18 protein-coding genes and 1 pseudogene are annotated in these 26,589 nt (G+C 41.7%); 14 read left to right on the top strand and 5 right to left on the bottom strand.

Translation table 11 applies throughout. The annotated features are described in order from the left end of the window. Positions 1 to 31 precede the first annotated feature (31 nt). Both QNH15_RS21965 and wecB read left to right on the top strand, forming a co-directional pair. Positions 32 to 1,468, top strand: coding sequence for a C40 family peptidase (locus QNH15_RS21965; protein WP_283890565.1), 1,437 nt, complete (start codon positions 32 to 34; stop codon positions 1,466 to 1,468). A 242-nt stretch (positions 1,469 to 1,710) separates the two neighbouring features. Next, positions 1,711 to 2,856 carry a non-hydrolyzing UDP-N-acetylglucosamine 2-epimerase gene (wecB, locus tag QNH15_RS21960; protein ID WP_283895709.1) on the top strand — a complete coding sequence of 382 codons (1,146 nt, stop codon included), beginning with the start codon at positions 1,711 to 1,713 and terminating at the stop codon, positions 2,854 to 2,856. A gap of 47 nt (positions 2,857 to 2,903) precedes the next feature. Here wecB and QNH15_RS21955 read toward each other — a convergent pair whose 3' ends face one another. Further along, positions 2,904 to 3,986 carry an acyltransferase family protein gene (locus QNH15_RS21955; RefSeq protein WP_283890563.1) on the bottom strand — a complete coding sequence of 361 codons (1,083 nt, stop codon included), beginning with the start codon at positions 3,984 to 3,986 and terminating at the stop codon, positions 2,904 to 2,906. Positions 3,987 to 4,385: 399 nt separating this feature from the next. Between QNH15_RS21955 and QNH15_RS21950 the strand changes: the two genes are divergently transcribed. From QNH15_RS21950 to QNH15_RS21930, 5 genes are all read left to right on the top strand, one after another. Then, complete coding sequence (locus QNH15_RS21950; RefSeq protein ID WP_129479753.1) at positions 4,386 to 5,099, top strand: IspD/TarI family cytidylyltransferase; 714 nt, start codon at positions 4,386 to 4,388, stop codon at positions 5,097 to 5,099. Beyond that, complete coding sequence (locus tag QNH15_RS21945) at positions 5,096 to 6,121, top strand: ribitol-5-phosphate dehydrogenase (RefSeq protein WP_283890561.1); 1,026 nt, start codon at positions 5,096 to 5,098, stop codon at positions 6,119 to 6,121. Before QNH15_RS21950 ends, QNH15_RS21945 begins: the two co-directional genes overlap by 4 nt. Positions 6,122 to 6,168: 47 nt before the next feature. Then, entirely contained in the window at positions 6,169 to 7,332 is a 1,164-nt protein-coding gene (locus tag QNH15_RS21940) for a CDP-glycerol glycerophosphotransferase family protein (protein ID WP_283890559.1), read from the top strand. A gap of 55 nt (positions 7,333 to 7,387) precedes the next feature. Next, the gene (locus QNH15_RS21935) at positions 7,388 to 9,280 is read left to right on the top strand and encodes a CDP-glycerol glycerophosphotransferase family protein (RefSeq protein ID WP_283890557.1); all 1,893 of its coding nucleotides are present in this window, start codon (positions 7,388 to 7,390) and stop codon (positions 9,278 to 9,280) included. A 114-nt stretch (positions 9,281 to 9,394) separates the two neighbouring features. Further along, entirely contained in the window at positions 9,395 to 10,894 is a 1,500-nt protein-coding gene (locus QNH15_RS21930; RefSeq protein WP_283890555.1) for a glycosyltransferase, read from the top strand. A 65-nt stretch (positions 10,895 to 10,959) separates the two neighbouring features. Here the strand turns inward: QNH15_RS21930 and QNH15_RS21925 are convergent, their stop codons facing one another. Then, positions 10,960 to 12,003 (bottom strand): glycosyltransferase family 4 protein, encoded by a 1,044-nt coding sequence (locus tag QNH15_RS21925; protein ID WP_283890553.1) that lies wholly within the window; start codon positions 12,001 to 12,003, stop codon positions 10,960 to 10,962. A gap of 171 nt (positions 12,004 to 12,174) precedes the next feature. Next, positions 12,175 to 12,933: a WecB/TagA/CpsF family glycosyltransferase gene (locus QNH15_RS21920; protein WP_283890551.1), complete on the bottom strand. Its 759-nt coding sequence runs from the start codon at positions 12,931 to 12,933 to the stop codon at positions 12,175 to 12,177. Positions 12,934 to 13,334: 401 nt separating this feature from the next. Between QNH15_RS21920 and tagD the strand changes: the two genes are divergently transcribed. From tagD to QNH15_RS21885, 7 genes and pseudogenes are all read left to right on the top strand, one after another. Then, on the top strand, positions 13,335 to 13,733 hold the full coding sequence (gene tagD, locus QNH15_RS21915; RefSeq protein ID WP_061971829.1) for a glycerol-3-phosphate cytidylyltransferase: 399 nt from the start codon (positions 13,335 to 13,337) through the stop codon (positions 13,731 to 13,733). Beyond that, the gene (locus QNH15_RS21910; RefSeq protein WP_283890549.1) at positions 13,726 to 14,925 is read left to right on the top strand and encodes a CDP-glycerol glycerophosphotransferase family protein; all 1,200 of its coding nucleotides are present in this window, start codon (positions 13,726 to 13,728) and stop codon (positions 14,923 to 14,925) included. The genes tagD and QNH15_RS21910 overlap by 8 nt, the downstream gene beginning before the upstream one ends. A 145-nt stretch (positions 14,926 to 15,070) precedes the next feature. After that, complete coding sequence (locus tag QNH15_RS21905; protein WP_283890548.1) at positions 15,071 to 17,221, top strand: CDP-glycerol glycerophosphotransferase family protein; 2,151 nt, start codon at positions 15,071 to 15,073, stop codon at positions 17,219 to 17,221. A 30-nt stretch (positions 17,222 to 17,251) separates the two neighbouring features. Next, positions 17,252 to 18,076, top strand: coding sequence for an ABC transporter permease (locus QNH15_RS21900; protein ID WP_283890547.1), 825 nt, complete (start codon positions 17,252 to 17,254; stop codon positions 18,074 to 18,076). 19 nt (positions 18,077 to 18,095) lie between these two features. Then, a pseudogene (gene tagH / locus QNH15_RS21895) lies at positions 18,096 to 18,887 on the top strand (teichoic acids export ABC transporter ATP-binding subunit TagH); the annotation flags it as partial. Positions 18,888 to 19,058: 171 nt separating this feature from the next. Then, complete coding sequence (locus QNH15_RS21890) at positions 19,059 to 22,409, top strand: CDP-glycerol glycerophosphotransferase family protein (protein WP_283890543.1); 3,351 nt, start codon at positions 19,059 to 19,061, stop codon at positions 22,407 to 22,409. Between the two features lie 117 nt (positions 22,410 to 22,526). Beyond that, positions 22,527 to 23,686, top strand: a protein-coding gene (locus QNH15_RS21885) for an IS3 family transposase (protein WP_283895707.1) whose coding sequence is annotated in 2 segments (ribosomal slippage) — positions 22,527 to 22,806 and positions 22,806 to 23,686 — 1,161 coding nt in all. Because the reading frame shifts where the segments join, the coding sequence is not laid out codon by codon here. A 59-nt stretch (positions 23,687 to 23,745) separates the two neighbouring features. On the opposite strand, the gene QNH15_RS21880 is transcribed toward QNH15_RS21885, so the two are convergent. Next, the gene (locus tag QNH15_RS21880) at positions 23,746 to 25,116 is read right to left on the bottom strand and encodes a polysaccharide pyruvyl transferase family protein (protein WP_283895705.1); all 1,371 of its coding nucleotides are present in this window, start codon (positions 25,114 to 25,116) and stop codon (positions 23,746 to 23,748) included. 236 nt (positions 25,117 to 25,352) lie between these two features. Beyond that, positions 25,353 to 26,360 (bottom strand): LCP family protein, encoded by a 1,008-nt coding sequence (locus tag QNH15_RS21875; RefSeq protein WP_283890541.1) that lies wholly within the window; start codon positions 26,358 to 26,360, stop codon positions 25,353 to 25,355. Positions 26,361 to 26,589 lie beyond the last annotated feature (229 nt).

The raw sequence follows: 26,589 nt of genomic DNA, 5'->3' as shown, positions 1-26,589 counted from the left end.
CACTTATGGTCGAATAAGGAGGAATATACATTTGAAAAAGGGTAACGCAAATGCGGTCAAAACTCTGGTCATTTCCTCGGCATGCGCGGGGGCTATTCTTTTGCTTCCATCAAAAGGTGAGGCGGCATTAGGAGATCAAGTGTTGAAAAACGGAATGAAGAATCCTGATGTCAAAGAACTGCAGCGGGAACTTATGAAGCAAGGTTATTTAAAGTCCAAGTACATTACCGGTTACTATGGACCACTTACCACCAATGCTGTCAAAGAGTTTCAACGAAAACATCATCTTGTGATCGATGGTGTGACAGGGAAGATGACGGTAAAGGCAATCACAAAAAAAACAGCAGCTCCGGCTCCCAAAAAGGCGGCAGGCTATACCACCCTGAAACAAGGCTCACAGGGGTATGAGGTAGACCGGCTGCAAAAACGTCTGAGGGAACTTAAGTTTTTTACCTACTCCAAAATCACTGGCTATTACGGAAGAATTACGGCAGAAGCAGTCAAGTCGTATCAGCGGTCAAACCACCTTTCCGTAACGGGGATCGCAGATGATAAAACGCAAAAAGCCATTTTTTCATCCGCTTCGCCTGCACCTGTTAAAACGCCGGCACCAGCCGTACCTGACGGGCTGCAAAAGAATGACAGAGGTCAAAAGGTGTATGAACTCCAGTCCAGTTTAAAGGCGCTGGGATATTACAAGTACAACCTGGACAGCATTTTTGGCAGAATTACAGAAGCAGGGGTAAAATCATTTCAGCGCACCTGCAAGCTCCCGGTTACAGGAGTTGCGGACAGCAGAACAATGGAAAAACTTAAGGAGGTAGCCGGAAAAAAGAATGACACCACACCAGTTGTTCAGGGTTTAAAACTTCATTCCACCGGCCAGGAGGTTTATCAGCTTCAATCCAACTTAAAGGTACTTGGCTTTTATACATATAAAGTGGATTCGATCTTCGGAAAGATCACAGAAGCCAGCGTGAAGTCATTCCAAAAGGCAAATGCACTTTCCACGACCGGAATCGCAGACAGCAAGACCATCGAAAAAATCAAGGCAGAAGTGAAACAGAAGGGGATTGAACCAGCTAAACCGCAAACACCTGCAAAAGCTTTTAATGTAATCAACCTTGTAGGAGACGCAGCAGAGCTTGTCGGGACACCCTATACTTGGGGCGGCAATACGGTTTCCGAAGGTTTTGATTGCAGCGGATTTTTGGTGTATCTATTCAAAAAGCAAAATATCCAGCTTCCTAGGACCGTCGCTTCCATATGGAATGTGGGGAAAGTCGTAAGCAGCCCAAAAGTAGGGGATATTGTCTTTTTTGAAACATACAAAAAAGGCCCTTCCCATGCAGGGATTTATATTGGCAACAACCGCTTCGTACACAGCGGATCATCCGGTGTGACCGTAAGTGATTTTGGGCTATCGTACTGGAGCAGCCGTTATCTCGGATCCAAGCAGCTCTATTAGAAAATGAGAACAGGCAAACAAAAAGAACGTCCATCCCGAAGGATGGACGTTCTTTTTTGGGGTTAGGGGTTAGGTGGTGGCTTATATTAAGAAAGTACCCGCCTCTTCCTGAAGCTAAACATGGAATTGCAAATATTTTTTCTGATTCTTGTAGCAGGATTGACGGAAAGATAAAATAAAGGTAGCATGATACACTAATGAATCAAGGTATAGACTGCCGTGAATGAGCGAGGTAATACATGATGAAAAAGAAAATCAAAGTCATGACGATCTTCGGAACCCGTCCGGAAGCTGTGAAAATGGCTCCTCTCGTCATGGAATTAAAAAAGTATCCTGAAGAAATCGAACCAGTCGTAACAGTAACGGCCCAGCATCGGCAAATGCTTGATGCGGTACTGGACACCTTCAGCATTATACCCGACTATGATTTAAATATTATGCAAGACCGGCAAACGTTAAGCCAGATTACGATTAAAGCCCTGGCAGGCCTCGAAGGAATCCTTACCGAAGTGAAGCCTGACCTTGTGCTTGTCCATGGTGATACAACGACGACGTTTGCGGCGAGTCTGGCTGCTTATTATCAGCAAATCGAAGTTGCCCATGTTGAAGCGGGTCTTCGTACGTGGAACAAATACTCTCCATTTCCTGAAGAGTTAAACCGCCAGCTGACAGGGGTAATGTCAGATTTGCATTTTTCGCCAACCGGTGCGGCTGCAAAGAACCTGTTGGAGGAGAACAAAACCGGGGACACTATTTTTATTACGGGAAACACAGCTATTGATGCCTTAAAAACGACGATTCAAGAGGTTTATACTCATGAAGTGCTGGAGAAAGTCGGGAAAGACCGGATGATTCTCGTTACCGCTCACCGGCGCGAAAACCTGGGGGAGCCAATGAAGAATATTTTTAAAGCGATCAAAAGGCTTGTAGAAGATTATGAAGATGTACAGGTTGTTTACCCTGTCCATTTAAATCCTGCGGTAAGGGAACTTGCAGCTGAAATCCTGGGGAACGACCCGAGAATTCATTTGATTGATCCGCTTGGGGTCATCGATTTTCATAATTTTGCTTCCCGGGCTTATCTTATTTTGACTGACAGCGGCGGGGTGCAAGAGGAAGCTCCTTCGCTCGGAGTCCCGGTACTGGTGCTCCGGAACAATACGGAACGGCCGGAGGGGATTGCGGCAGGTACGTTAAGACTCGTTGGAACGGAAGAAGAAAACATTTACACTATCACGAGTGAACTTCTTACCAACGGCCAGGCATATGAAGAAATGGCGAGAGCCTCCAATCCTTATGGTGATGGCCAGGCCTCCCGGCGGATTGTTGAAGCCATACTGTATCATTACGGACTCAGAACTGAACGCCCAGATGCTTTTCGCGCATAAGCGCCATACTAAAAAGGATGCCAGCAAACCATGCTGGCATCCTTTTTTTAGGAAACAAATTCTTTATTTTTTAACGATGACGGCTGTGGCTTCTGTTCATTTCTTAACAGCCAATCCATTTTCGGCTCAACCAACGGTTTAAATAGATTAATGATGAACTTCCTGGTGATGAGCCAACACGTAAAGAGGGCAAATAGAGCAGCGACTGCAATCAGCGCTATAGGATGTTCAGCGACTTGATCAGGAAGCAAGCCTCGATACACCCGAACAATGGATGAATGAATCAAATAGATGAAAATCGAATAGATGCCTAATTTATTGAACAGGACAAGCTGCTTGTCCTGAGAAGTTAAAAGCATAATGGCGATGGATAGAACAGTAACTCCAACGTAAATGGCAATCTGTATGAGAGCGCCTTTCACGAATGACCATTCAAAATGGCTGTAAGAATCCCTCATGAACGTAATGGCAGTATCCCAATTATGGTTGGTGAAAATGACCATAAACCCAAGAAAGCCGAGAATGACAGAGGCTGAAACCCATTTTCCTGGCATCTTCCACGTTTTGGAGCGCGCAGCCAAAGCTTTTAAGATATTTTTTTCAGCCAATAAATAGCCAATCAAGAAATATGGATAGAAATTAACAAGTTTTCTCAACGAAAACCAAGTGGTCACATCATTTACGTAACTGACCCAAATTGCAAGTGCGATAGCTGTAATCAGCGGAAATCGTAATTTGGTCACATAAGGTGTAATCATGCCCCAGACGATAATTCCCAACAAAAACCACATGGTCCAGTAAGGCTGAAGCAAATCGAGGACCCTGCTGTCCGAGTGAAGAGTAATCATCTCCTGGTCATTAATTAATTTTGAGAGCACCCCGTTGATCAACTGCCAGATTAAAAAGACGGCAAAAAGCTGGACGGTTCGCTTAAATTTGTTCGGCCGGTAGAAATAGCCGCTAATGATGATAAATAAAGGCATATGAAATGTATAAATAGCGTTGTACAAGTACAAAGGCAGGGTATTTCCATCCCAGTCCCTGTATATTTCGATTGAATGTCCGAATACGACCATGAATATCAAAAGACCTTTTATGTTATCAAACCATGGTATGCGTTTGCTGGCCATAATTTCCTCCTTCCCCTGTTTACCAAAACTCCGAGCAATATACGGTTATTTATTTTAACGAAAGCTGATAAAATGCGTCAACCGCGTGCATGAATTTACCAGCCACACTGTTAGTAACCTTTTTCTGTGCAGTTGAAACCTTTATCTCCACATTTTTCGTCAAAAAGATCTATTTGTTGTCGAGGTATTATGACCTATTACAAATTTTTGACAATAATTGTCTATTGATTGTCAAGAACATAGGTTGGTGTTATATTTTAATTTAGACATTTTGACATCAATCAACAAGATGTGATAAATAACGTCAAAAAATATACTGGATTTCGAATATGTAAGTAAGGGTACTTTAAATAGAGAAAGAAATCAGAGGGTGTATTACTGAAAAAGGAGCTGACATTTGTGATCTATGCAGAGATTCTTGCGGGCGGAAAAGGAACCCGAATGGGGAATATCAACATGCCCAAGCAATTTTTAACATTGAACAATAAACCGATCATTATTCATACAATTGAGAAGTTTATTCTAAACGACCGGTTTGATAAAATTTTGGTGGTTTCACCTAAAGAGTGGATAATTCATACAAAAGATATCATCAAAAAATATATAGCTGGTGATGACCGCATTGTTGTGGTTGAAGGCGGAAAGGACCGAAATGATTCCATTATGAGCGGAATTAACTATATTGAGAAAACATTCGGCCTTAATGATGATGATGTGATCGTTACACATGATTCGGTTCGTCCGTTCCTGACTCACCGGATTATTGAAGAAAACATTGATTCCGCTTTGGAATACAGAGCTGTTGATACAGTGATTGAAGCGATTGATACCATTATTGAATCCACAGACGGAGAAATCATCTCCAATATTCCTGTCCGAAGCTCAATGTATCAAGGACAAACACCGCAAAGCTTTAATATTAAAATGCTTGTGGACCATTATCATTCCCTAAGTGATGAACAAAAAAACATCCTGACTGATGCCTGCAAAATTTGCGCGCTCAAAGGGGAGAATGTGAAGTTGGTTAAGGGCGAAGTGTTCAACATCAAAGTAACTACACCGTATGATCTTAAAGTGGCAAATGCCATTATCCAGGAGAGCATCGGCCGATGATTAATCAAGTATATCGGTTAGTTTCTCCCCGCCAATTTGAAGTGACATACAATGATGAGTCTCTTCAGACGGATTATGTGGTCGTTCGCCCTACACACTTATCCATTTGCGCTGCGGATCAGCGGTATTACACAGGCACCCGCGGAAAACAGACCATGGCCAAAAAATTGCCGATGGCTTTGATTCACGAAGGGATCGGCAAGGTCGTGTATGATGCAAAAGGGGAATTCAAAGCAGGAACTCCGGTTGTTATGGTTCCCAATATACCGACTGAAGAAGATGACATTATTGCAGAAAACTATTTAAGATCCAGTAAGTTTCGCTCCAGCGGATATGACGGTTTTATGCAGGACTATGTTTTTCTTAAAAGAGACAGGCTGGTGCAGCTACCCGAAGACATGAGCCCTCATGTAGCGGCTTTTATCGAGCTGATTACCATTACCATGCACGCGCTCGTACGTTTTGAACAGAAGGCACACAGCAGAAGAGATACGTTTGGCGTATGGGGAGACGGAAACCTTGGATTTATTTCTGCTCTTATTCTTAAAAAGCGTTATCCGAACAGCAAGGTCTATCTGTTTGGAAAAACCAAATATAAGATGGAGCACTTTTCCTTTATTGATGAAGCGTATAATATTGACGAAATTCCTGATGATGTCCGGATTGACCATGCATTTGAATGTGCAGGCGGCAAAGGGAGCCAGGACGCGATTAATCAAATCATTGACTACATCCATCCGGAAGGTTCCATTGCGATCCTCGGAGTTTCCGAATATCCTGTAGAAATCAATACCCGTATGATCCTGGAAAAAGGGTTGACGGTTATTGGAAGCAGCCGAAGCGGCAAAGCGGACTTTGTCAACACCGTTGAATTTATGAAAGAGATTCCGGAAGTCGTGGAGTACCTCGAATTGCTGGTTGGTTCCGTTCACGAAGTACGTACAATTCAGGACATCATCGATGCGTTTGAGAAGGATTTGACAACATCTTGGGGAAAAACAATTATGGAGTGGAAAATCTAATTGAATATCTTTCCCTGCCATAAAAAAATGAAAGGGGAGGATGGAAAATGTCATTCTTGAAATTGCTGCCCACCATAGCAGTCAAGCAATTTATCCGTGTGATCTTCTTCCTCTGTTCCATCCTCTTTCCATTAAAAATGAACAAGGTTACCTTTGCGTCTTATCGATCCGATAAGCTTACGGGTAATCTTGCTTACGTTTATAAAGAGATTCAACGAACCAGGAAGCAGCAATATGATATGTTTTTCTTATTAAAGAAGTTCGATTCCTCATTTGCAGGAAAACTGGATTACGTGTTGCACATGATTAAGGCCAGCTATCATCTGGCGACTTCCAAATATTTTTTTATTGATGACTATTACTTTCCGGTTTATTGCATCAAGCCAAGAAAGGGATCGGAAATCATACAGTTATGGCATGCGGCCGGTGCGTTTAAAAAGTTTGGTTACAGTACGATTGACAACTCGTTTGGCCCGAGCCGAAAGTATTTGGAGCATGTGAAGGTCCATTCGAACTATTCAAAGGTGGCCGTCAGTTCATCAGAGGTTATTCCATATTATGCGGAAGCGTTTGATATGGAAGAAGAGAAAATCAAGCCATGGGGGGTGCCGAGAACGGATTACTTCTTCATGAAAGATAAGCATGCGAAGGTGAAGAACCGTTTTTATGAAAAATACCCGCAGCTGAAGAACAAGAAATTGCTCCTTTATGCGCCGACCTTTCGGGGAAAGAGCCATTACCAGGATCAATTTGAATGCCCGATCCATTTTGGAGCAATGCAAAAGGTACTGGGAGACGAGTATGCCCTGCTTGTTCATTTGCATCCGTATATTAAAACCCCGGTGACGATTGAGCCTTCTGTCGAGCAATTTGTATTTGAAATCAAGCAGGACTTTACCATCAATGAATTAATGATTATTTCAGATCTCCTGATTACAGATTATTCGTCCGTTATCTTTGAATACAGCTTGCTGGGGCGTCCCATCGCATTTTTTGCAACGGATTTGGAAGAATATAAATCTGAACGCAACTTTTATTATGATTACCAGTCTTTTATCCCGGGTCCGTTCTTTAATGAAACTGTGACGCTGGGGAATTGGGTCAAGCAAGGTGAGTATGACTATCAGAAAATCAACGCATTCAGAGACCGATTCTTTGACTATGCGGATGGCAGAGCAGCTGAACGCTTAGTAAATGCGATTATGAAATAAAAGCATTCATTCAATTTGATACAGCAGAAATGAGGAATAGATTGGAGTTCAGTAAATGATTACGAGGGTTAAAAGAAAACTGAGAAAGATGCTGGGCAGGAATAATAACCAGCAGCAGCAACTTCCTGACCAGGATTTAATAATTAATGACAAGCACGTTATCATAAAAAAAGACCAGTTGGAGCCGACCCTTCCTCTCATAAAGGAAATGGCGGGTGTCAGAGATAATCTGGTGCCCAGACGGAAGATTACCCATCTATCCTTTACGGGCCCGGTAATGAAAATCAAAGGTTATTATTACTTGGACGATATTCCTATTCACGAAGATGATTATGTGAAAAAAAGATTGATACTGATCAATGTGGTCAAGAAGAACCTGCCGGACATTCACATTCCATTGCAGGATATAAAAGTTGACGGATTGCACCTGAATGAAACAATCAGTGAGGATTATAAATGGGCCGGGTTTCAGGGGGAGATTAATTTTTCCCGCATTGAGCTGGGGAACAAACCGCTGATTGATTCCGAATATACGTTTTATATCGAAATCGAAATGAATGTTCCTGGACAAGATTTGGTGAGGAAAAGGTTTCCGCTTGGAAATATCGAGTCCTTCCTGCCAAATGGTTTTTATTCTGCCAAAATGGAGTACTTCTCCGCAAGAAGGCACTTGAAATACAACCTTTTGGCCACATATGACCGAGAAGTAAAAACACTAAAATTGGTTTCGTCCAAATTGAAGGATTTTGATCCGGCTGAACTTGATATGGATGAAGCGATCAGAAGAACGCCATTTTACCGATTCTTTTATTCCAAAGTGTTCAAGCAGATTTATAACTTTTGCTGCCTCTTCCCGATCAAGGAAAAAAAGGTGTTGTTTGCCTCTGACAGCCGTGAAGATATGAGCGGGAATTTTCAGTTTGTGTATGAAGAAATGCTGAAGAGAGATCTCGACTTTGATTATCATTTCATGCTGAAAAAAGGGGTGGGGGTCAAGAAGAGTTATGCTGAACTGATCCGGCTTGCATATGATATGGCAACATCCAAATTTATTGTTCTGGATGATTTTTATCCGCTCGTCTATCCGCTGAAAATCAGGGATAAGGCTGAGCTGGTTCAGCTCTGGCATGCGGTTGGGGCATTTAAGACGTTTGGATTCAGCCGTTTGGGAAGACCCGGTGGACCGTCTCCGAAGTCATTAAACCACCGGAATTACACAAAAGCCATCGTCAGCTCCCATAATATTGGTAAGTATTATGCTGAAGGCTTCGGCATTTCAGATGAGTATGTTGTACCTACCGGAATACCGAGAACTGATGTTTTCTTTGATGAAGCTTACCAAAAAGAAGTGAAAGATCGATTATACGAGGAATTTCCATTCTTAAGGGACAAAAAGGTCATTACCTTTGCGCCTACCTTCAGGGGCAACGGTCAGCAATCTGCACATTATAATATGGAAATGCTGAATCTTGACAAGATTTATGAAGAACTGAAAGACGAGTATGTCTTCTTATTCAAAGTTCACCCTTTTGTTAAAAATGATTTTAGCATTCCTTATCAATACAGCGAATTTTTCTATGACTTCTCGTCTTACCGGGAAATCAATGATCTCCTATTTGTAACGGATATTCTGATTACGGATTATTCTTCCGTTTGCTTTGAGTACGCTCTGTTAAACAAACCGATGATTTTCTTTGCGTATGATGTAGAGGAATACATTCAAAAAAGGGATTTCTATTTTGATTACCATTCCTTCATTCCTGGCCCGCTTGTCAAAACAACAGACCAGCTGGTTTCTACCATCAAAAGGGAAGACTTTAAAATGGAAAAGGTCCAGCCGTTTGTAAACTACTTCTTTGATGACATTGACGGGAAGGCGAGTGAACGGGTGGTTGACCGTATTTTCCTCGGAATTGGGGAAGAGGACGAAGAAGAACTTCAATCATAAATTTAAAGGATGAAAGAGATACCCTCTCTTTCATCCCTTTTTTTTCATTTAGGATTGATTGAAGAGCCGAACGGGAATGGACAAGAAATATCCATACAGAAAGGTTTGTCAGTCATGAAGAAAAAGGTATATATGGTCATCGGCAATATTGATATTGATAAGGGAGGAATCACAAGGGTGATGCTGAACCGCTCCTGGCTTCTGTGTGAGAGGGGATACAGTGTTACCCTTTTAACATTGAATTTCAAGAAGAACTACCCAGAGGTGGAAGCAGCCCTAAAGGGAGTGGGGCGGCTGCATCCCGACGTAGAAATCCTGAACATTCATGATTTTTACAAAAAAAATACGTCAGGCTATAAAGAAGAAGCCATTTCAGAGTCCGAAGAAGATTATGTGGTTCATCGTGGTAAGCGTCATGAACGCTATTTTAAAAATGGAGTATTAATCAAAGATAAAAAACGTGATGACCATGGAGAGCTTGAGTATATTGATTACTTTAATGAAAACCGAATAAGGTCGAGGCGGGATGATTTTTACCAGGGGCAATTGTATAGAAAGGTGCACTTTCATCCGTCCACGGGAAAGGCAACAGTGAGGAATTACTTCACGGAGGACGGATTTTGTTATTTAAGCCGATGGTATGATGAGGAAACGGGGGAGCCTGAAAAAATATTTTTGTTTGATGCCCAAGACCGTACCTGTAAAATGTATACATCCAATGAAGATTTTCACGTCAGCTGGCTGAATAAAATGTGCAAACAGGCGGAAGGGAAACCCTATGTCATTTGCGACGGGCCTGGCAGCGCAGCCAAAGTTTTGGATATCGACAAAGACCGGGCTTACCGGATTCTTGCTGTGCATACCAATCATTTTTCTTATCCTCATAAGAAGGGCAGTGACGTTAAAAAGAATCATAAAGAACTGTTGGACCGGTTCAAGGAGGCAGACGCTCTTGTGCTGTTAACTGAAGAACAGAAGCGGGACATTGCGGAGCAATACGGAAATCCGGGGAACATTTATGTGATTCCCCACTTTGTTACACCTATGGAGGATACGTTTTCTATTCAAAAGGATCCTCATTTGATTTCGATGGTGTCCAGGCTGCATGAAGAAAAAGGGCTGGATGAGGCCATCAGAAGCTTTAAACAGGTGGTTGGCCAATTCCCGGAAACCCGGCTTGAAATACATGGGTCGGGACCGGCAGAGGCAGAACTCGCAGAACTGATTGCCGAAATGGATTTACGGCAGCATGTCCAGTTAAAAGGGTACTGCGATCAAGTGGGACATGTCTTCAAACAATCCCTTTTTACGGTGCTTACCTCCAAATATGAGGGGCTCAGCCTTGTGATTATGGAATCGATGGCGAACTACACTCCCGTGATCAGTTACAACATTAAATATGGCCCTTCTGATCTCATTGACCACGGCGTTGATGGATATCTCGTCCAAAACCGCAGTCAGGATGAATTGGCCCACTATATGCTTGAGCTGCTAAAGAACCCGGAGAAAGCTAAGACAATGGGGGAGGAAGGGTATAAAAAGGTAAAAGCAAAATGGAATGAAGAGCTTCATTTCCAGCATTGGGAAACACTGTTTGAAAAAATCAGCCATTAAAAAAGCTTTCAGACTGAACGTTGTCTGAAAGCCGAACAAGCTGCATAGAGGGATGCAGCTTGTTTTTATTTTTGCGGTCGTTTGATCGCGTTTAAAACGGGTTTGTAATTTTGGCTGACCAGTCCTATGCTCTCCACCACCAGTTCGATTCCGATGGTCAGAAGCGCCAGTATAATCATGGATCCCCAAAGCGTGGAGGTGGAAAAAATGATGGCAGCCAGTCCGAAAACCGAGCTCATGGCATAAATAATAAGAACGGTTTTTTGGTGTGAGAACCCAAATCGAAGTAAACAATGATGAAGATGTGATTTATCTGCCAATGAGATGGGCTGTTTATGAACGATCCGGCGAATGATAGCAAAAATCGTATCGGAAATGGGAACCCCCAAAATGATAACCGGAACAACCAAGGAAAACATGGTTACATTTTTAAATCCGAGAAGGGAAACGACGGCGATAATAAAGCCCAGGAAGAGGGCACCTGTGTCTCCCATAAAAATCTTCGCCGGATAAAAATTATGAAAGAGAAAGCCGAGTGTGCTGAATAACGTTACAGACGCAATCATCAGGACAAATGCATCACCCATGATCATCGCCATGATCGAGATGGTAATCAACACAATGGAGGAAACACCTGCAGCGAGCCCGTCCAATCCATCAATTAAGTTGATGGAGTTCGTGATGGCCAAAATCCAAATCACCGTGACAGGGGCGCTCAACCATTCCAGTTCAAGCCTTCCATTAAAGGGAAGGTTAATAAAATTTACTTGAATATCCCCCATGAAAACAATGATTAATGCGGCAGCGATTTGTCCCAGGAGCTTAAGTTTTGGAGAAAGCTCGAATTTATCATCCAGGAAGCCTGTCAGTATAATTACCGATGCCCCAAGAGCAATGGGCCAAACGGTTTTATTCGGTGGGTGAGCGATCAGGATGCCGAGAATGAAGCTGATAAAGATGGCCAGTCCGCCAAGACGGGGCATCACTGTTGCATGAACCTTCCGCTCAGATGGCCGGTCAACGGCTCCCACCGCCAGTGCCAATTTTTTAATTAGTGGAGTTAGACTAAAAGAGGCAAGAAAACATATAAGCAATGTCAAAATTAACATTCGTACACCTCATATCGATCCATGTTCATTACGAAAAGGATTGTCGATTCATTTGATTATTTGTTGAAGAATATCTCTTTATGGATTATATCATAGTCATTAAAAATATACGTATAAAAACTACAAAATTTGTAAATGCTGTTAAGATCGGACAACAAAAAAATAAGCCCCCTACATGAAGGGCTTATCAGCTGGTGTAATATTTTTCTGAAGCTTTTGCTGTAGAATTTTAAACGCAAATTGCGGCAGCGCCATTTGGCGTTTCCAGCGGGAAGGCTGTCTAACCAGGCGGTAAAACCATTCCAGGTTCATCTTCTGCCAGATTTCCGGTGCCCGTTTTGCCTCACCGGCAATAACATCAAAGGTGCCGCCGACACCGATAAAGATCCCATGGTCAAACGATGGCATGCTCTTTGAAATCCATTGTTCCTGGCGGGGAGCACCCAATGCCACAAGTATAATATCGGGCTTTGTGCTTTCCACCGTCTTCATGATCTGATCATCAGCCAAGTCGAAATAACCATGATGATAGCCGGCAATCTTCACATTTGGAAAGTCGCTTTTAATTCGGTCGGCTGCCTTTTCCACCACGCGGTCCTTGCCGCCAAGCAAGTAGACGCTGAGCCCCTTTTTATTCGCAAGCTTCAACAGTCTCATGGTGACATCAAATCCCGGTACCCGTTCAGGAAGGGGAACTCCGAGAAGACCTGCCGATTTTACAATTCCAATGCCATCGGCTGTCACATAATCTGCTCCCTGAATAATATTCATCAACGTCTCATTTTTGCGGGCATCCATGACAATTTCGGGGTTCGCAGTGACAACAAATGTCTTTTCACGATTCTCGATGTGGGTACCTAGCGTGTGGACGAATTGTTTTACGGTTGTATTTATAAAGTTTATTCCTAGTATATTTACTGTATTTTTCATAACATCAGATCCTCACTTTTTCATACGTGTACGTATGTAGGCTCTTAAACTACCTTACTATCATCCTATTAAAATAGGTCCATTTCCATAAAAAGAAGGAAATGTAAAAACTTCATTAAGAGCTTGTAAAAAAAACTTAAAGATTATATTATGAGTAAGGGTACCAAAATGCAAGTATTTTTACGAATTATTATATCATGAATGAGCTGCTTTTGTAAAAGTATGATTAATTTTTTGTAAATACACCTTGTATTTTGTCCTTGAAGTAAGGCTTTATTGTTGCGGAGGCTCTCGATAAAACTTTACGTGAAATTTACCTTTATATCATAGATTTAAAACATAGGCCGAATATCGTCGGACTGGTAATTTTTTTCATTCTAATTAGTAGGAGTGTGAAGGCCATGAGAAAAGTATTGACTTATGGGACATTTGACTTGCTTCATTGGGGACACATCAATTTGCTGAAACGGGCAAAAGATTTGGGAGACTATCTGATTGTGGGCCTTTCCGGAGATGAATTTAACGCAATTAAAAATAAAAAATCATACCACAGCTTTGACAATCGAAAAATGATTTTGGAGTCCATTCGCTATGTGGACGAAGTGATTGAGGAGAAAAGCTGGGATCAAAAAGTAAGAGACGTAGTGGATCACAATGTGGACATCTTTGTTATGGGAGACGATTGGGAAGGGAAATTTGATTTCTTGAAGGATTATTGCGAAGTAATCTACTTGCCGCGTACGATTGGAATCTCTACTTCCCAGATTAAAAAGGATTTATTTTCGGTGAACAATGGTTAAGGAAATCGCTATCTGGCTGTATTTATTTTATTTCAAGCTTCAGTTTGGTTTTTTCAAACTCTTTCCTCTCAGGAAAGATAAAGTGACCTTTGTTGTTTCGTTTGGAGACAATTCGGTTTTTCTTTATGAAGAATTGAAAAAGATGCAGCCGGATAGCTCTATTGTTTTTTTGGCTAAAAAAAATGCAATACCCAAATTGAACCCTTATAAATCAGATGCAAAACTTATTACATTTGATAATTCAATAATAAGTATAGCTAGATCGGCCTATCACCTGGCCACTGCCAAAGTGGTGCTTGTGGATAATTATTTTGGTTTCCTTTCAGCAATTAAATTTAAGAATGAGGCAGAATGCATTCAACTTTGGCATGCTGCGGGCGCTATTAAAACGTTCGGATTGAAAGATGAGTCCATCACCTATAGAAGCCGGCAGGCTCGTAAGCGATTTTTAAATGTTTACAAAAACTTTCACAAAGTTGTTGTTGGATCTGATACGATGGCTAATATATTTAAGGAGGCCTTCCAACTTTCATCCTCAAACTTTTTACGGACCGGTGTACCTAGAACCGATCTTTTTTTTGATGAAAAACAAATACGCGGCATTAAAGAGAAATTATATCGAGAAAACAACGCGTTAAAAGGAAAAAAAGTGATTTTGTATGCACCCACCTATCGTGATCATCTTTTAAATCAATTTAAACTGCCGCTTGATCTTGATCTGATGCATCGTGAATTAGGCGATGATCATGTTTTATTAATACGAAGCCACCCTGTACTCGCGCATAAGATGGATATAGAATCACGTTATCCAGGATTTGTCTACGATTATTCCTCCAGATGGGACGTCAACGAGATTTTATTGATTACAGATATTTTAATTAGTGATTATTCTTCCATTCCATATGAATTTTCACTTTTAAATCGGCCGATGATTTTTTATCCATATGATCTTGAGGAGTATTGTAAATCCAGGGGACTATGGGATAATTACGAAAATTTGGTCCCAGGACCAATCGTTTTTGACAGTTATGAATTGATAGAGGTAATTAAAGAAAAGGGTTATGACATGAATAAAGTTCAGCAATTTTCGGCTAAGTGGAACCAATATCACTCCGGACACTCGAGCCGGTTATTGGCTGAATATATTCTTGATGCAGAAAGAGAGAGAAACGTAAATGCAGGCGGAAGTTAACATACAGATCCAAGACGGTTTTGCACCAACGAAAAAAAGAAAGTGCATCCTTCATACTATCGAATTCAATGAAAATGTTGCTATTATAAAATATCTTTTAAAGAACAGTTCAGTCTTTCAGGAACCATTAGAAGGACATCTTTTAATGGTTGAACGTAACACGGGTCTTGAATGGGAGGTCCCGTTCACCGTTTTAGAAGCAAATGAACAGTATTATGTCTTTGAATCCCAGTTAGATCAATTAGAAATCGGAAAAGGTCTTGTTTGGGATGTATATCTGATAATTCATGCAAAACAGGCGGTGTCTCCTGACGAACAGCAGCATGAAAATGCCAGCTCTGAAGATGACTTTGATGAAGGTGAAGCTGCTGAAGAAGAAACTTCAACAGAGACTGATAATGATAGTGTAATCGAAAATGATAGCGAAGAAGAACCAGAAACGGAAGAAACGTTTGAAGAATATGGAATTATTGAAAAGAAATACCGTATGAGAACGAAACACGCATTTCTGGAACTCGGTGCTGTTGTGCACCCTGAGACCAAACAGGCTATAACACCATATACGACGAATAAAGGCAACCTTTCCTTCAAAGTCCATGACCGCGGTACGTTGATCAAAGTTGAGAGTGCAGAGCTTGATAAGAGAGGAAATGTAACAATAGAGGGCTTTTATTTTTCTCCGTTCTCCGATGAAAATGAAGCATTGGAAAAAGCATTAGTTATTAGGGGCCCCGAAGGATTTGAAGAACTTGCGATCCCCTTTGTGACTCTAACCCGCAAAGACCTTAATCCCTACTATCAGGAGCAGCAGCCTTATGTGGCGATGGGTTTTAAGGCACTGCTTCCTGTGAAAGAATTCTGCAATATGGATGAAAATTCGACCTTCCGTTTATATTTTAAATGGAAGGATGAGGAAGGGGCAGCCTCTGATCAAGAAGATCGGGCATATCCGCTTCAACTGCTTTCCTTTAAACGAAGAATTCATAAGTCCATTATCATCAATATGAATAACAGAAAAAAGAAGGTCTCCCTCATTACCCGCAAAAAAACGAGATCGCTTGTTATTAAAGTGGTTGAGTACAGCCTTTTACAAGAACTGAAGAAAAAGGTACGGCGTACAATTACGAAGGTAAAGCAGCATAAAAAGACGAAAAAAGCATATATGGTGGCCTTCAAAATGGCAGGCTATCTGCCGGTTAAGAAAAATTTAGTAATGTTTGAAAGTTTTCTTGGTAAACAGTACAGTTGTAATCCGCGTGCGATCTACGAATACTTAAAAGAGAACCGTCCTGATCTCGAACTGGTTTGGAGTGTTGATGGAAGAAGCATCAGCAAGTTTGAAAATGCAGACATTCCTTATGCTAAACGTTTTTCAATCAAATGGCTGTTTAAAATGGCGCGCGCACGTTACTGGGTAACAAACAGCCGAATGCCGCTATGGATTCCAAAGGCAAAACACACCGTTTATTTCCAAACCTGGCATGGAACACCGCTTAAACGTCTGGCAGCTGACATGGATGAAGTCCATATGCCGGGAACAAATACAAAAAAATACAAAGCCAACTTTCATAAAGAATCAAGCAAATGGGACTATCTTTTATCCCCAAATGCCTACTCAACCGAAATTTTTCGGCGTGCGTTTAATTTCCAAAAAGAAGTGGTGGAAGTGGGATATCCTAGGAACGATGTACTCTACATGAAGAACAATCCAGATGATATTAAAGACTTTAAAGAGAAACTTCAACTTCCACAGGATAAAAAAGTCATTCTTTATGCACCTACATGGCGTGATGATCAATTCTACGGTAAAGGGCGCTATAAATTCGACCTCGAGCTTGATCTCTTGCAGCTAAAGGATAAATTTGGGGAAGATTATGTTATAGTGTTAAGGATGCATTATCTGGTGGCGGAGAACTTTGATTTGTCGCCATATGAAGGGTTTGTTTTTGATTTCTCTTACCATGGAGACATAAATGAGTTGTATCTCGTATCAGATATCATGATAACTGACTATTCTTCTGTGTTTTTTGATTATGCAAACCTTAAGCGTCCGATGCTTTTCTTTGTATATGATATTGATTCTTATCGTGATAAATTAAGGGGCTTCTATTTTGATTTTGAAACGTACGCACCAGGACCTTTAGTGAAGACAACAGATGAAGTTATTTCAGCCATAGAGAAAATTGAGTCTGATGGATTTGAGATTCAATCAGAGATCTTTGATGACTTTTATGAACGATTTTGCTATTTGGAAAGTGGACAATCTTCTCACAAAGCCGTTCAAAAAGTATTCTAAACCAATCTCTTTGGGAGAGGATTACTAAACATGATTTCAGCTTTTAAAGTACTAAAAGAACAAATTAACAGCTTTTACCTCATGATTCGTTTATCGATGTATGAGCTTAAAATAAAGAATAACAACAACTATTTGGGAATGCTTTGGGAGGTCATTAATCCCGCTATCCAGGTTGCAGTTTACTGGATGGTGTTTGGAATGGGAATCCGGCAAGGAAGAAGTGTAGGAACTGCCGGTCAGGAAGTTCCCTTCCTGCAATGGCTTGTAGCCGGGATTATCGTGTGGTTCTTTATCAGTCCGGCCATTTTAAACGGCTCCAAATCGATTTATACAAGAATAAAAATTATCGCCAAGATGAATTTTCCGTTGAGCGTCATTCCGAGCTATGTGATCTTTTCCATCTTCTATCCGAATGTGATGCTGCTCATAGTGATCGGGGTTATTTTTCAGTTCACGGATCACGGGAAGATCTCGCTGTATTACCTGCAGCTTCCCTATTATATGATCGCTGCCATAGCGCTTGTATTTTCCCTGTCCCTGATCACGTCAACCCTTTCAACGATTGTGCGTGACGTACAGATGTTTGTGCAATCGATCATGCGGATGCTGTTTTACATTACGCCAATTTTATGGGTTCCGAAAGGTGATAAACTGCCTGAATTCATTAAACTGATTATAAAAGGGAACCCTTTTACTTATATTGTTGAAGGATACCGCGACGCGCTGTTAAGCAGGGCATGGTTTTTTGAACATTGGGAACACACGCTGTATTTCTGGGGCTTTGTTCTGGTTCTATTCATAATAGGTTCCGCACTCCATGTGAAATTAAGAAACCGATTCGTGGATTACTTGTAAGAATACAGGAGAGATGGACATGAGTAACAAAACCGTTATAGTACGCGATGTCACAAAAAAATATAAAATGTATAAAAAGCCGGCCGAAAAGCTGCTTGATATTATTTTGCCGAATGGCTACGGCGAGGATTTTTATGCGATTCAAAACCTCAGCTTTGAAGCCAACAAGGGCGATGTTATCGGGATTGTCGGTGTGAACGGATCAGGAAAGTCAACCTTGTCCAACCTCATATCCGGCATCATTCCGCCAACATCCGGGACGATTGAATTAAATGGTGAAGTTTCCCTGATTGCGATCGCCTCAGGGTTGAACAACGAGCTGACAGGCCGGGAAAACATTGAGCTGAAATGTTTGATGCTTGGCTTCAGCAAGCAGGAGATCAAACGGCTTGAACCGGAAATCATCGAGTTTGCCGAGATTGGAAAGTTCATTGATCAGCCCGTTAAGAAATATTCAAGCGGAATGAAGTCGCGTCTTGGATTTGCCATTTCGGTAACGGTGGATCCTGATATCCTCGTTATTGACGAAGCATTGTCTGTAGGAGACCAAACCTTCGCTGATAAATGTTTGGATAAAATGAACGAATTCAAAGAGCGTGGCAAGACTATTTTCTTTATTAGCCATTCCATGGGCCAGGTGAAAAAGTTCTGTGAAAAAATCCTTTGGCTGGAATACGGTGAAGTTCGTGCTTATGGGCCGATGAAAGAGATTCTTCCGAAGTATCAGGAATTTCTAAAGGAATACAAAGCCATGTCGAAGGAAGAAAAGAAACGCTTCAAACAACAAGTGCAGCTCAAACAGAGCGGCCAAAAGAATGAAAAAAAGTTGCAAACCTCATCTGCAAAGTAAAGCCCCAGATTAGCCCTTGTTGAAGAGAATGGGTGCTGCGTTCATAAAACGTCAGGCACCCTTTTCTAATATACTTCATGTATACGCTTACACTTGTGGTTCATTGAGATATGATATGAGGGAGAATGAAAAATGAAAAATCGAACCGGCATTTTAAATCGAATCATACATATGCTGCGGCCGGGAAAAAAGGTTCGCAAAAGAAAGACATTTAAGCAATGTTTGATGATCATGCAAACCGGGGAGAAGGTGGCCATTGAAGGATATTTAGATTCCCATGTCCGGGTCAGGGAGCTTCTGTTTTTATCCCGGAATACCGGTGAGCTGATCAAGGTAGCTGAAATAGAACCATCCCCCCGTTTTTCGTTTGAAGTCCGGGTGAGTGACATTGAATCCCTTTTTCCTGGTGAAGAACGAACAAACTTTGATCTGTTCCTTGGAATACAGCGCCCTGCTGAAGAGGTAACGGAAGACTTACTGGAAGGGAAGCAGGACCAGGCGGTGTTTTATCCCCGAGCAGATGGCGGACAGGATATTTGCTATCCAATCCGCCTCGGCCGCTTTGCTGAAATGGACTATAAGGAATTTGTTCCTTACCAAACTGAAGAAGGTTTAAGTTCATACCTTTATGTTACGAAAAAAGGAAATGTATCGTTTGTATTCCGGGGAATGGTGAACATAAAGCCGAAAGTACAGATTGATGAGATGTACTTTCGAAAAGACAAGCTTTCCTTTAATGGAAAACTTTTTACAAGGGATGCCGGCATCAAGAACATTCAATTGCTACTAAAGGGCCGTGATACGAACGTGGAAAAACGGTTTCCCGCTGAAGTAGAAAAGATGCATGAAGAAACGCTGTTGAAATTTGGAATGCACCGCTACAAATATGGAGTGAATGTGGATTTCGAGCCGTTGTTTAACGACCCGATGTACAGCCAGGATATTTATGATTTCTTCTTTGAACTGAGCTTTGGATTTCCACATCCACCAGTTCTGGTCAGAATTGGACGGCCGAGATTTCGGGTGAAGTATTTTTTGCGGGATGGCTATGCCAGGGCAGGAGAAACAACGTATGCCCTTGCGCCTTACTTTACTTTTAAAGGCTTTAACCTTTCCCTTCAAGTAGATGAATTCGAGGAAAGCACCTACAGGTATTTAAGAAGAATCAAGCGATGGGCATGGCTTCTACGGCCTTTCTATAAAAAACGGAACATTTGGCTGGTGGGAGAACGCCCGTATAAGGCACAGGACACCGGATACCATTTCTTTAATTATGTACGAAGGAAGCATCCCGATCAGAATGTATATTATGTGATTGAGAAAGATTCCCCGGAATTAAGAAATGTAGAAGCATTGGGCAATATCCTTTACTTTAAATCTAGAGAGCACATTTTTCATACCTTTATGGCACAAAAAGTGATCGGTTCTCATCACCCGGATTATTTGTATCCGCTACGGACCAAACAGTATAAAAAAGCGATAAAAGCCACAAAAATCTTTTTGCAGCATGGAGTAATGGGAACCAAAAATATGGTGGCCAACTATGGGAAACGGGCGCCAGGCTTTGATACAGACTTATTTTTGGTCAGCTCCGACTTTGAAAAAAACATGATTGTTCATGATTTTGGCTACGACCCTGACGAAGTAGCCATTACCGGGCTTTCAAGGTTTGACAGTCTGCTCGCAGAGGATGTTAAGAAAAAGCGGCAGCTGCTGATTATTCCAACCTGGCGGGACTGGATTATTACCGATGAAGTGTTCATCGAAAGTGAATATTTTGATCGCTACCGGGAGCTGATCAATCACCCGCAGCTGCATGAATTAGCGGATTCGCTGAATTTTGAAATCGTATTTTGCCTGCATCCGAACATGCAGAAGTTTACATCCTTTTTTGCCGATTCTCCTGTACGAATCATCAGCCAGGGAGAAGTGGATGTTCAGCTGCTGCTGAAGGAAAGCGCCATGATGATTACCGATTATTCATCGGTCGGATTCGATTTCAGCTTCCTTCATAAACCGATTCTCTATTATCAGTTTGACCAAAACCGTTTTATTGGAAAACGTCCGTCTCACCTTGATCTGGAAAATGATTTGCCGGGAAGAATCGTACTTGATGCAGAGGAGATTCTTACAGAGGTGAAAAAATACGCAAAAAATCACTTTGCTGCAGAAGAACAATACATCAGACGATCCTATAAATTTTTAAAATACAGGGACCGGCATCATAATGACCGGATTTATGAGGCAGTGTCAGAATTTCCTGCGAAAAAGCATCGGATCCGTTCTGTTCAGGATGATGAACTCATTCAGGCGTTTTTGCGGCGGTATCGTAAAAGCAAATACTATTTTCCATCCATGCGTGTCTTTTATAAAGTGGCACAGCGTATCCTTCCGGTTGATGAAAACCTGATTGTTTTCGAGAGCGGTGTGGGTAAGCAGTATGCCGACAGCCCTCGCGCCATTTATGAGGAAATCCTCAGACGCGGGCTGAACTATAAAAAGGTTTGGATCTACAACAAAAAGGGTGCGTTCATGGACCCGGATACGAAAGTCGTTAAACGACTTAGTCCCAGCTATTATTATTATCTTGCAAAAGCACGGTACTGGGTAAACAATCAGAACTTCCCGACCTATCTTGGGAAACGGAAACAAACGACCTATATCCAAACCTGGCACGGAACACCACTTAAGAAGATGCTCTTTGATATTGAGCAGGTGGAGGGACGGGACGAAGGATATGTCGAGAGAGTGCATAAAGCAACCAAGACGTGGGACTATCTTATTTCTCCGAGTCCTTATGCCAGTCAGGCATTCAGAAGTGCATTTCGCTATAAAGGCGAGATGCTCGAGATCGGCTATCCCCGTAACGACATTTTTTACAGGGAGGACCGAAGCCAACTGACAGACAGCATTCGCCAGCAGTTGAGCATCCCGGAGGATAAAAAGGTGATTCTGTATGCACCGACCTTCCGGGACAATCAAACGTCGAAAAACAACAAGTTCACCTTTGAACTGCAATTCGATTTTGAGCAAATGCAGCGGGTACTGGGAGATGACTATGTGCTTCTGCTTCGTATGCATGTGGTTGTCAGCAACAAGGTGTCCATTCCTGAAGAATACAAAAGCTTCGTATACAATGTTTCAAGCTATCCGGATATCCAAGATCTGTATCTGGTGACAGACGTATTGATCACCGACTATTCTTCGGTCATGTTTGACTTCGCGAATATGAAGCGGCCGATTCTCTTCTTTACGTATGATTTTGAGATGTACCGTGATCAATTGCGGGGCTTCTACATGGATTTTGAAAAAGAAGCACCCGGGCCGCTGCTGAGAACCTCAGACGAAATGACGCAGGCCATTAAAAATATTGAGCGTGTTAAGCATGACTACAGTGAGCGATATACGGCTTTTCATGAGAAATACTGCAGCCTCGAAGACGGTGGCGCAGCGGGACGGGTCGTCGACCGTTTCTTTGCTTAAAGTAAAAAAAACGCCCCTAAAGCAAATGTAGAGTGACCTAATTAAATGAGACAAAGGAAAAAACACCCCCATGGTCGTATATACAAATATCGACAAAGTGGAGGTGTTTTTCTCATGGTGAGAAAAAAGAAGATCTATTCTGAAGAGCTAAAAAGAGAAGTGATTCGTCTAAAATTAACAGGAGAGTATTCCAACCAGGAACTGATGAATCAATTTGGGATTAAGAATCGTACGCAAATTAAAACGTGGATGAAGTGGTTTCGAGATGGGGAGGAACAACGGTTAGCCCAACCGATTGGAAAACAATATACCTTTGGGAAAGGACCGGAAGAGATAAGTGAGCTTGAACAACTTAAACGAAAATTAGCCATTTATGAGATGAGAGAAGAATTAGTGGGAAAGTATCAGGAGATCGAAAGGAAGTGGTTCCAGAAGTATTCGTCGAATTAGTGGATCTATTTAAAGAGAAGTACACCATTGCCATGATTTGCGAAGGATTAAAGGTTCCAAGGTCCACGTACTATCGGTGGAAAAACAAGTCGTGGGATCTCACTCCATTGGAACAACAGATTCTGGCCCTGTGTAAAGCATTTAAATACCGGATTGGGCACCGAATGGTGCGAGACCTTCTCTACAAAGACCATCAGATGAAAGCTCATCGAAATACGGTGCAGAAGATCATGCAGAAATACAACATTCAATGCCGGGTAAAACCAAAGAGAACCTCCTTTACGGCAGGAGAAAGCAAATGTATCGTCGCCAATCTTCTGGAGCGAAACTTTTCAGCAGAGAAGCCCAATCAGAAATGGGTCACGGATATCACGTATTTGCCTTATGGAGAAAAGATGTTATATTTATCGACCATCATGGACTTGTACAACAACGAAATCCTGGCCTATCGAATCAGTGATAAACAAGATACCTCGCTCGTCACTCAAACCCTGGAAGACGCCTGCAGAGGACGAGAAACCTACGAGGTGATCTTGCATAGTGACCAGGGAGCTCAATATACTTCCTATGCTTTTCAGGAAAAGGCAAAAGAAAAAGGCATCATCACAAGCATGTCCCGGAAAGGCAATTGCTTGGATAATGCCGTCATCGAATCCTTCCATTCCTCGCTAAAGTCGGAAGAATTCAGCAGCCCGCTAAGACCGCGTCTTACATGTTCCATTATACAAGAAAAAGTACAAGATTACATGTATTATTATAATTACAATCGACCATTTACAAAATTAAACTGCCATACTCCAGTAGAATTCAGGAGCATGGCAGCCTAGGTGTTTTTTTCTGTCCCAATTAGCTAGGTCAGTTCAAATGGGCTTTAGGGGCGTTTTTGTTATTTTACGATATCGGCGACTTTTAAGGCCAGTTTTACACTTTTGCGATTTAGTGTTCCGCGTTGCTTTTTAATGATTTTATCTTTTTCACTAATTTTGGCATTTAGTTTTTTCTTGGTTTGCTCAGCTTTGGCTTCTTCTTTGGCATTTACTTTAGGGTAATAGCTTTCCCACCGCTGAACCATTTCCTCTTTTGTGCAGCCGATAATGGTGCCAATAGGAGGACGAAGCTTGATTTGATCCAGCTTGTTATCGAGCGGCACAGAAGCAGGAGTGAGGGTTTCTTTATAAATATGATCAAGATTGTTTTTGTTCAGGAAATCGATATAATGATCGAAGTTCTTGCCCTGATTTTTGGTCACGGATTGGAAATCAAGTGTTTCGACCAAATCCATAATATTCGTTTGATCGGTGATTTCATTGGCCATAATATGAGTAAGGTTGTGGTACTCTGCCAACTCTCTCATGCGGGCATCTTTTGGAATGAGGATGCTCGGTGTACCTGCCAGAACAGCAGCAATATTTCCATGCAGCCGGGCCCCAAAGCTTAAGTCCGCCTGTTTTAGGAAATCGAACCAGCCGGTCGCATTTAACGGATAACGCACACGGTCTTCCATATATAATGGGTGGGACATGCGGTTCGGATAGCTGTCCTTTGCGTTGGATACAGAAGGGGCGCCTACATAGGTCATCACCATTTCTTTCATCCATTGCGGAATAAAGTAATGATTTGGAAATTGGTTCATGCTTCTGTCAATAAAATCGAGCACATTCTTAGGTGAAAGGCGTGAAGAATTGACGCTGACCATGGAATCCGGTGTAATATTTGTTTTGCGTATTTTCAGCTCTCTTCCATACGCATACATGGAAGGGCAGCCAATAACTGTGTGATCGACTCCTTCACGGAAACCGAGTCTTGAAAGATAGTCAGAAGTAATTTGACCGCGCAGGCCGATCATTGAGGATTTTTCCAGCACCGCACTGACAAATGCTTTTACATCTTCATCAAAAGAGAATCCTTCATTGAGTTTTGGTTCAAACGGCGCGCGAAGGCCAACCCCAATTACGATAACCGGGATTTTCAGTTTTTTAATCAGCTTCGTATATTTGCGCAGCGATGGTACGAAACTTTCACGGAACGCATCTGCTAAAGGAATAATGTAAGCATCGTATTTTTCGTTAATCTCATCTGCATATTTAGGATCAAAATCATAACGGTCTGCTGTAATTGTAGCCCCTTCTGTCATGAGGGTACGGAACACACTGTATTGGTACACCAGGTTTCCTACATTTCCGCCGATTGAATTGTTGACAATAATCTGCGTTGGATCGTAATCGTCAAACGGCGCCATGCCAGCGCGAATAATCATATTTTTACTCAATTTCTAAATCCCCCTGTTTTCTATCGTTATTTTAGAATAAATTTATATCAACCTTTACTTATACCCGTTCTCTAACCATCTTAAAAGCTTAATTTACGTACCGGAAAATGTCAATTGATTCCTAGTTTGTAAATTAGGGGTATTCATCCATTAATTTCTTTAGGAGGAAGCAAGGGGAAGAAGAAAAAAAGCTGGCCATGATTGGCCAGCTTTCCTAGAACGTTTTAATTTGTAGTGCTGTTTGTATCTGTTGTTCCTGTTCCTGAGTAGTCCAGATGTTCTTTCAATTTGTTTGAAACATCGAGTACTGATTGCTCGTCTAAGGAATAATAATAGATATTATTGATCCTTGCATCGCTGCCTTTCAGGCTCAACGATTCAATATTGTTTATTGATTTTGCGTATTTAAGGAGTGCAATCATGTTACCCAGCGTAAAGTTGGTGGACATGTTGTCTCCGACGTTTTCAATCAGCTGACCATACTTTGGAATGGACTTAATTTGTGTGGATTCTTTAATGATGGCTTCCACGATTTGTTTTTGCCTGTCGCCCCGCATGATGTCAGAGTCTGCATGCCGGGTACGGGCATAAGCAAGCGCTTCTTCAGGATTTAAGCGTTGCTTGCCGGGTTCAATGGTAATGGCTTTCGGCCGGTCCTGGCTATCCTGCTCGACAATTTTCTTTTTCACATCCACATCCACGCCGCCAAGCGTGTCTACAATTTGCAAGAAAGCATCGAAGTTAACACGTACATAGTAGTCTACTGGAAGGTTAAACAAGTGTTCCACAGTATCAACAGTCAGGTCGATGCCGCCATAGGCATGGGCATGTGTGATTTTATCCTTGTTGATCCGGCCAGGTATCTGAACGTAAGAGTCACGCGGGATGCTGACCATTTTTACTGATTTCCGTTCCCGATTGAAGGTGGCTAAGATCAGGGCATCTGTACGGTTGCCTTCAAATCCCTTTTTACCCTTCCGGTGTTTACTGTCATCAATACCTGCAATCAGAACAGAAAAGTTATCCTTGCCTGGATCAATGGCATTGAGACGAAGATTCGATTTTTCTCCCCGTGAAAGCGTCTCTTGCGCTTTTGATGAAGCATTCGCTAATTTATAGGTTAAATAAGATCCGAAACCGACTGTTCCTAAAAGAATAAGAATCAGTGGAAAGACGATAAATTTAATGCGTCTTTTTTTCTGCTTCTTTTTCCGCATTTGTTGACGGTCCATCTATTATATTCTCCTTTTTGTCTCTTCTTTTATCTATATGAGTTAATATTTTGGTTCGTTTTTACTGCTGGAACAACAGAGTACCTTCCCGTCCCTTGTCGAATACCCTCGACATAAGGAACGTAAATTTATGGAAGCATACAATAAAGATACCTTTAAAGTTGTGTAAATTCAATAAAAAAATTATAAAGAATATTACATTTTAATGAAGAATACACGTGCTGTAAAG

It is taken from the genome of Fictibacillus enclensis, assembly GCF_030123385.1.
GTDB classification, from domain to species: Bacteria; Bacillota; Bacilli; order Bacillales; family Fictibacillaceae; genus Fictibacillus_C; species Fictibacillus_C enclensis.
The sequence above is the reverse complement of the archived record's forward strand: the minus strand, read 5'-3'. Positions and strand labels throughout refer to the sequence as shown.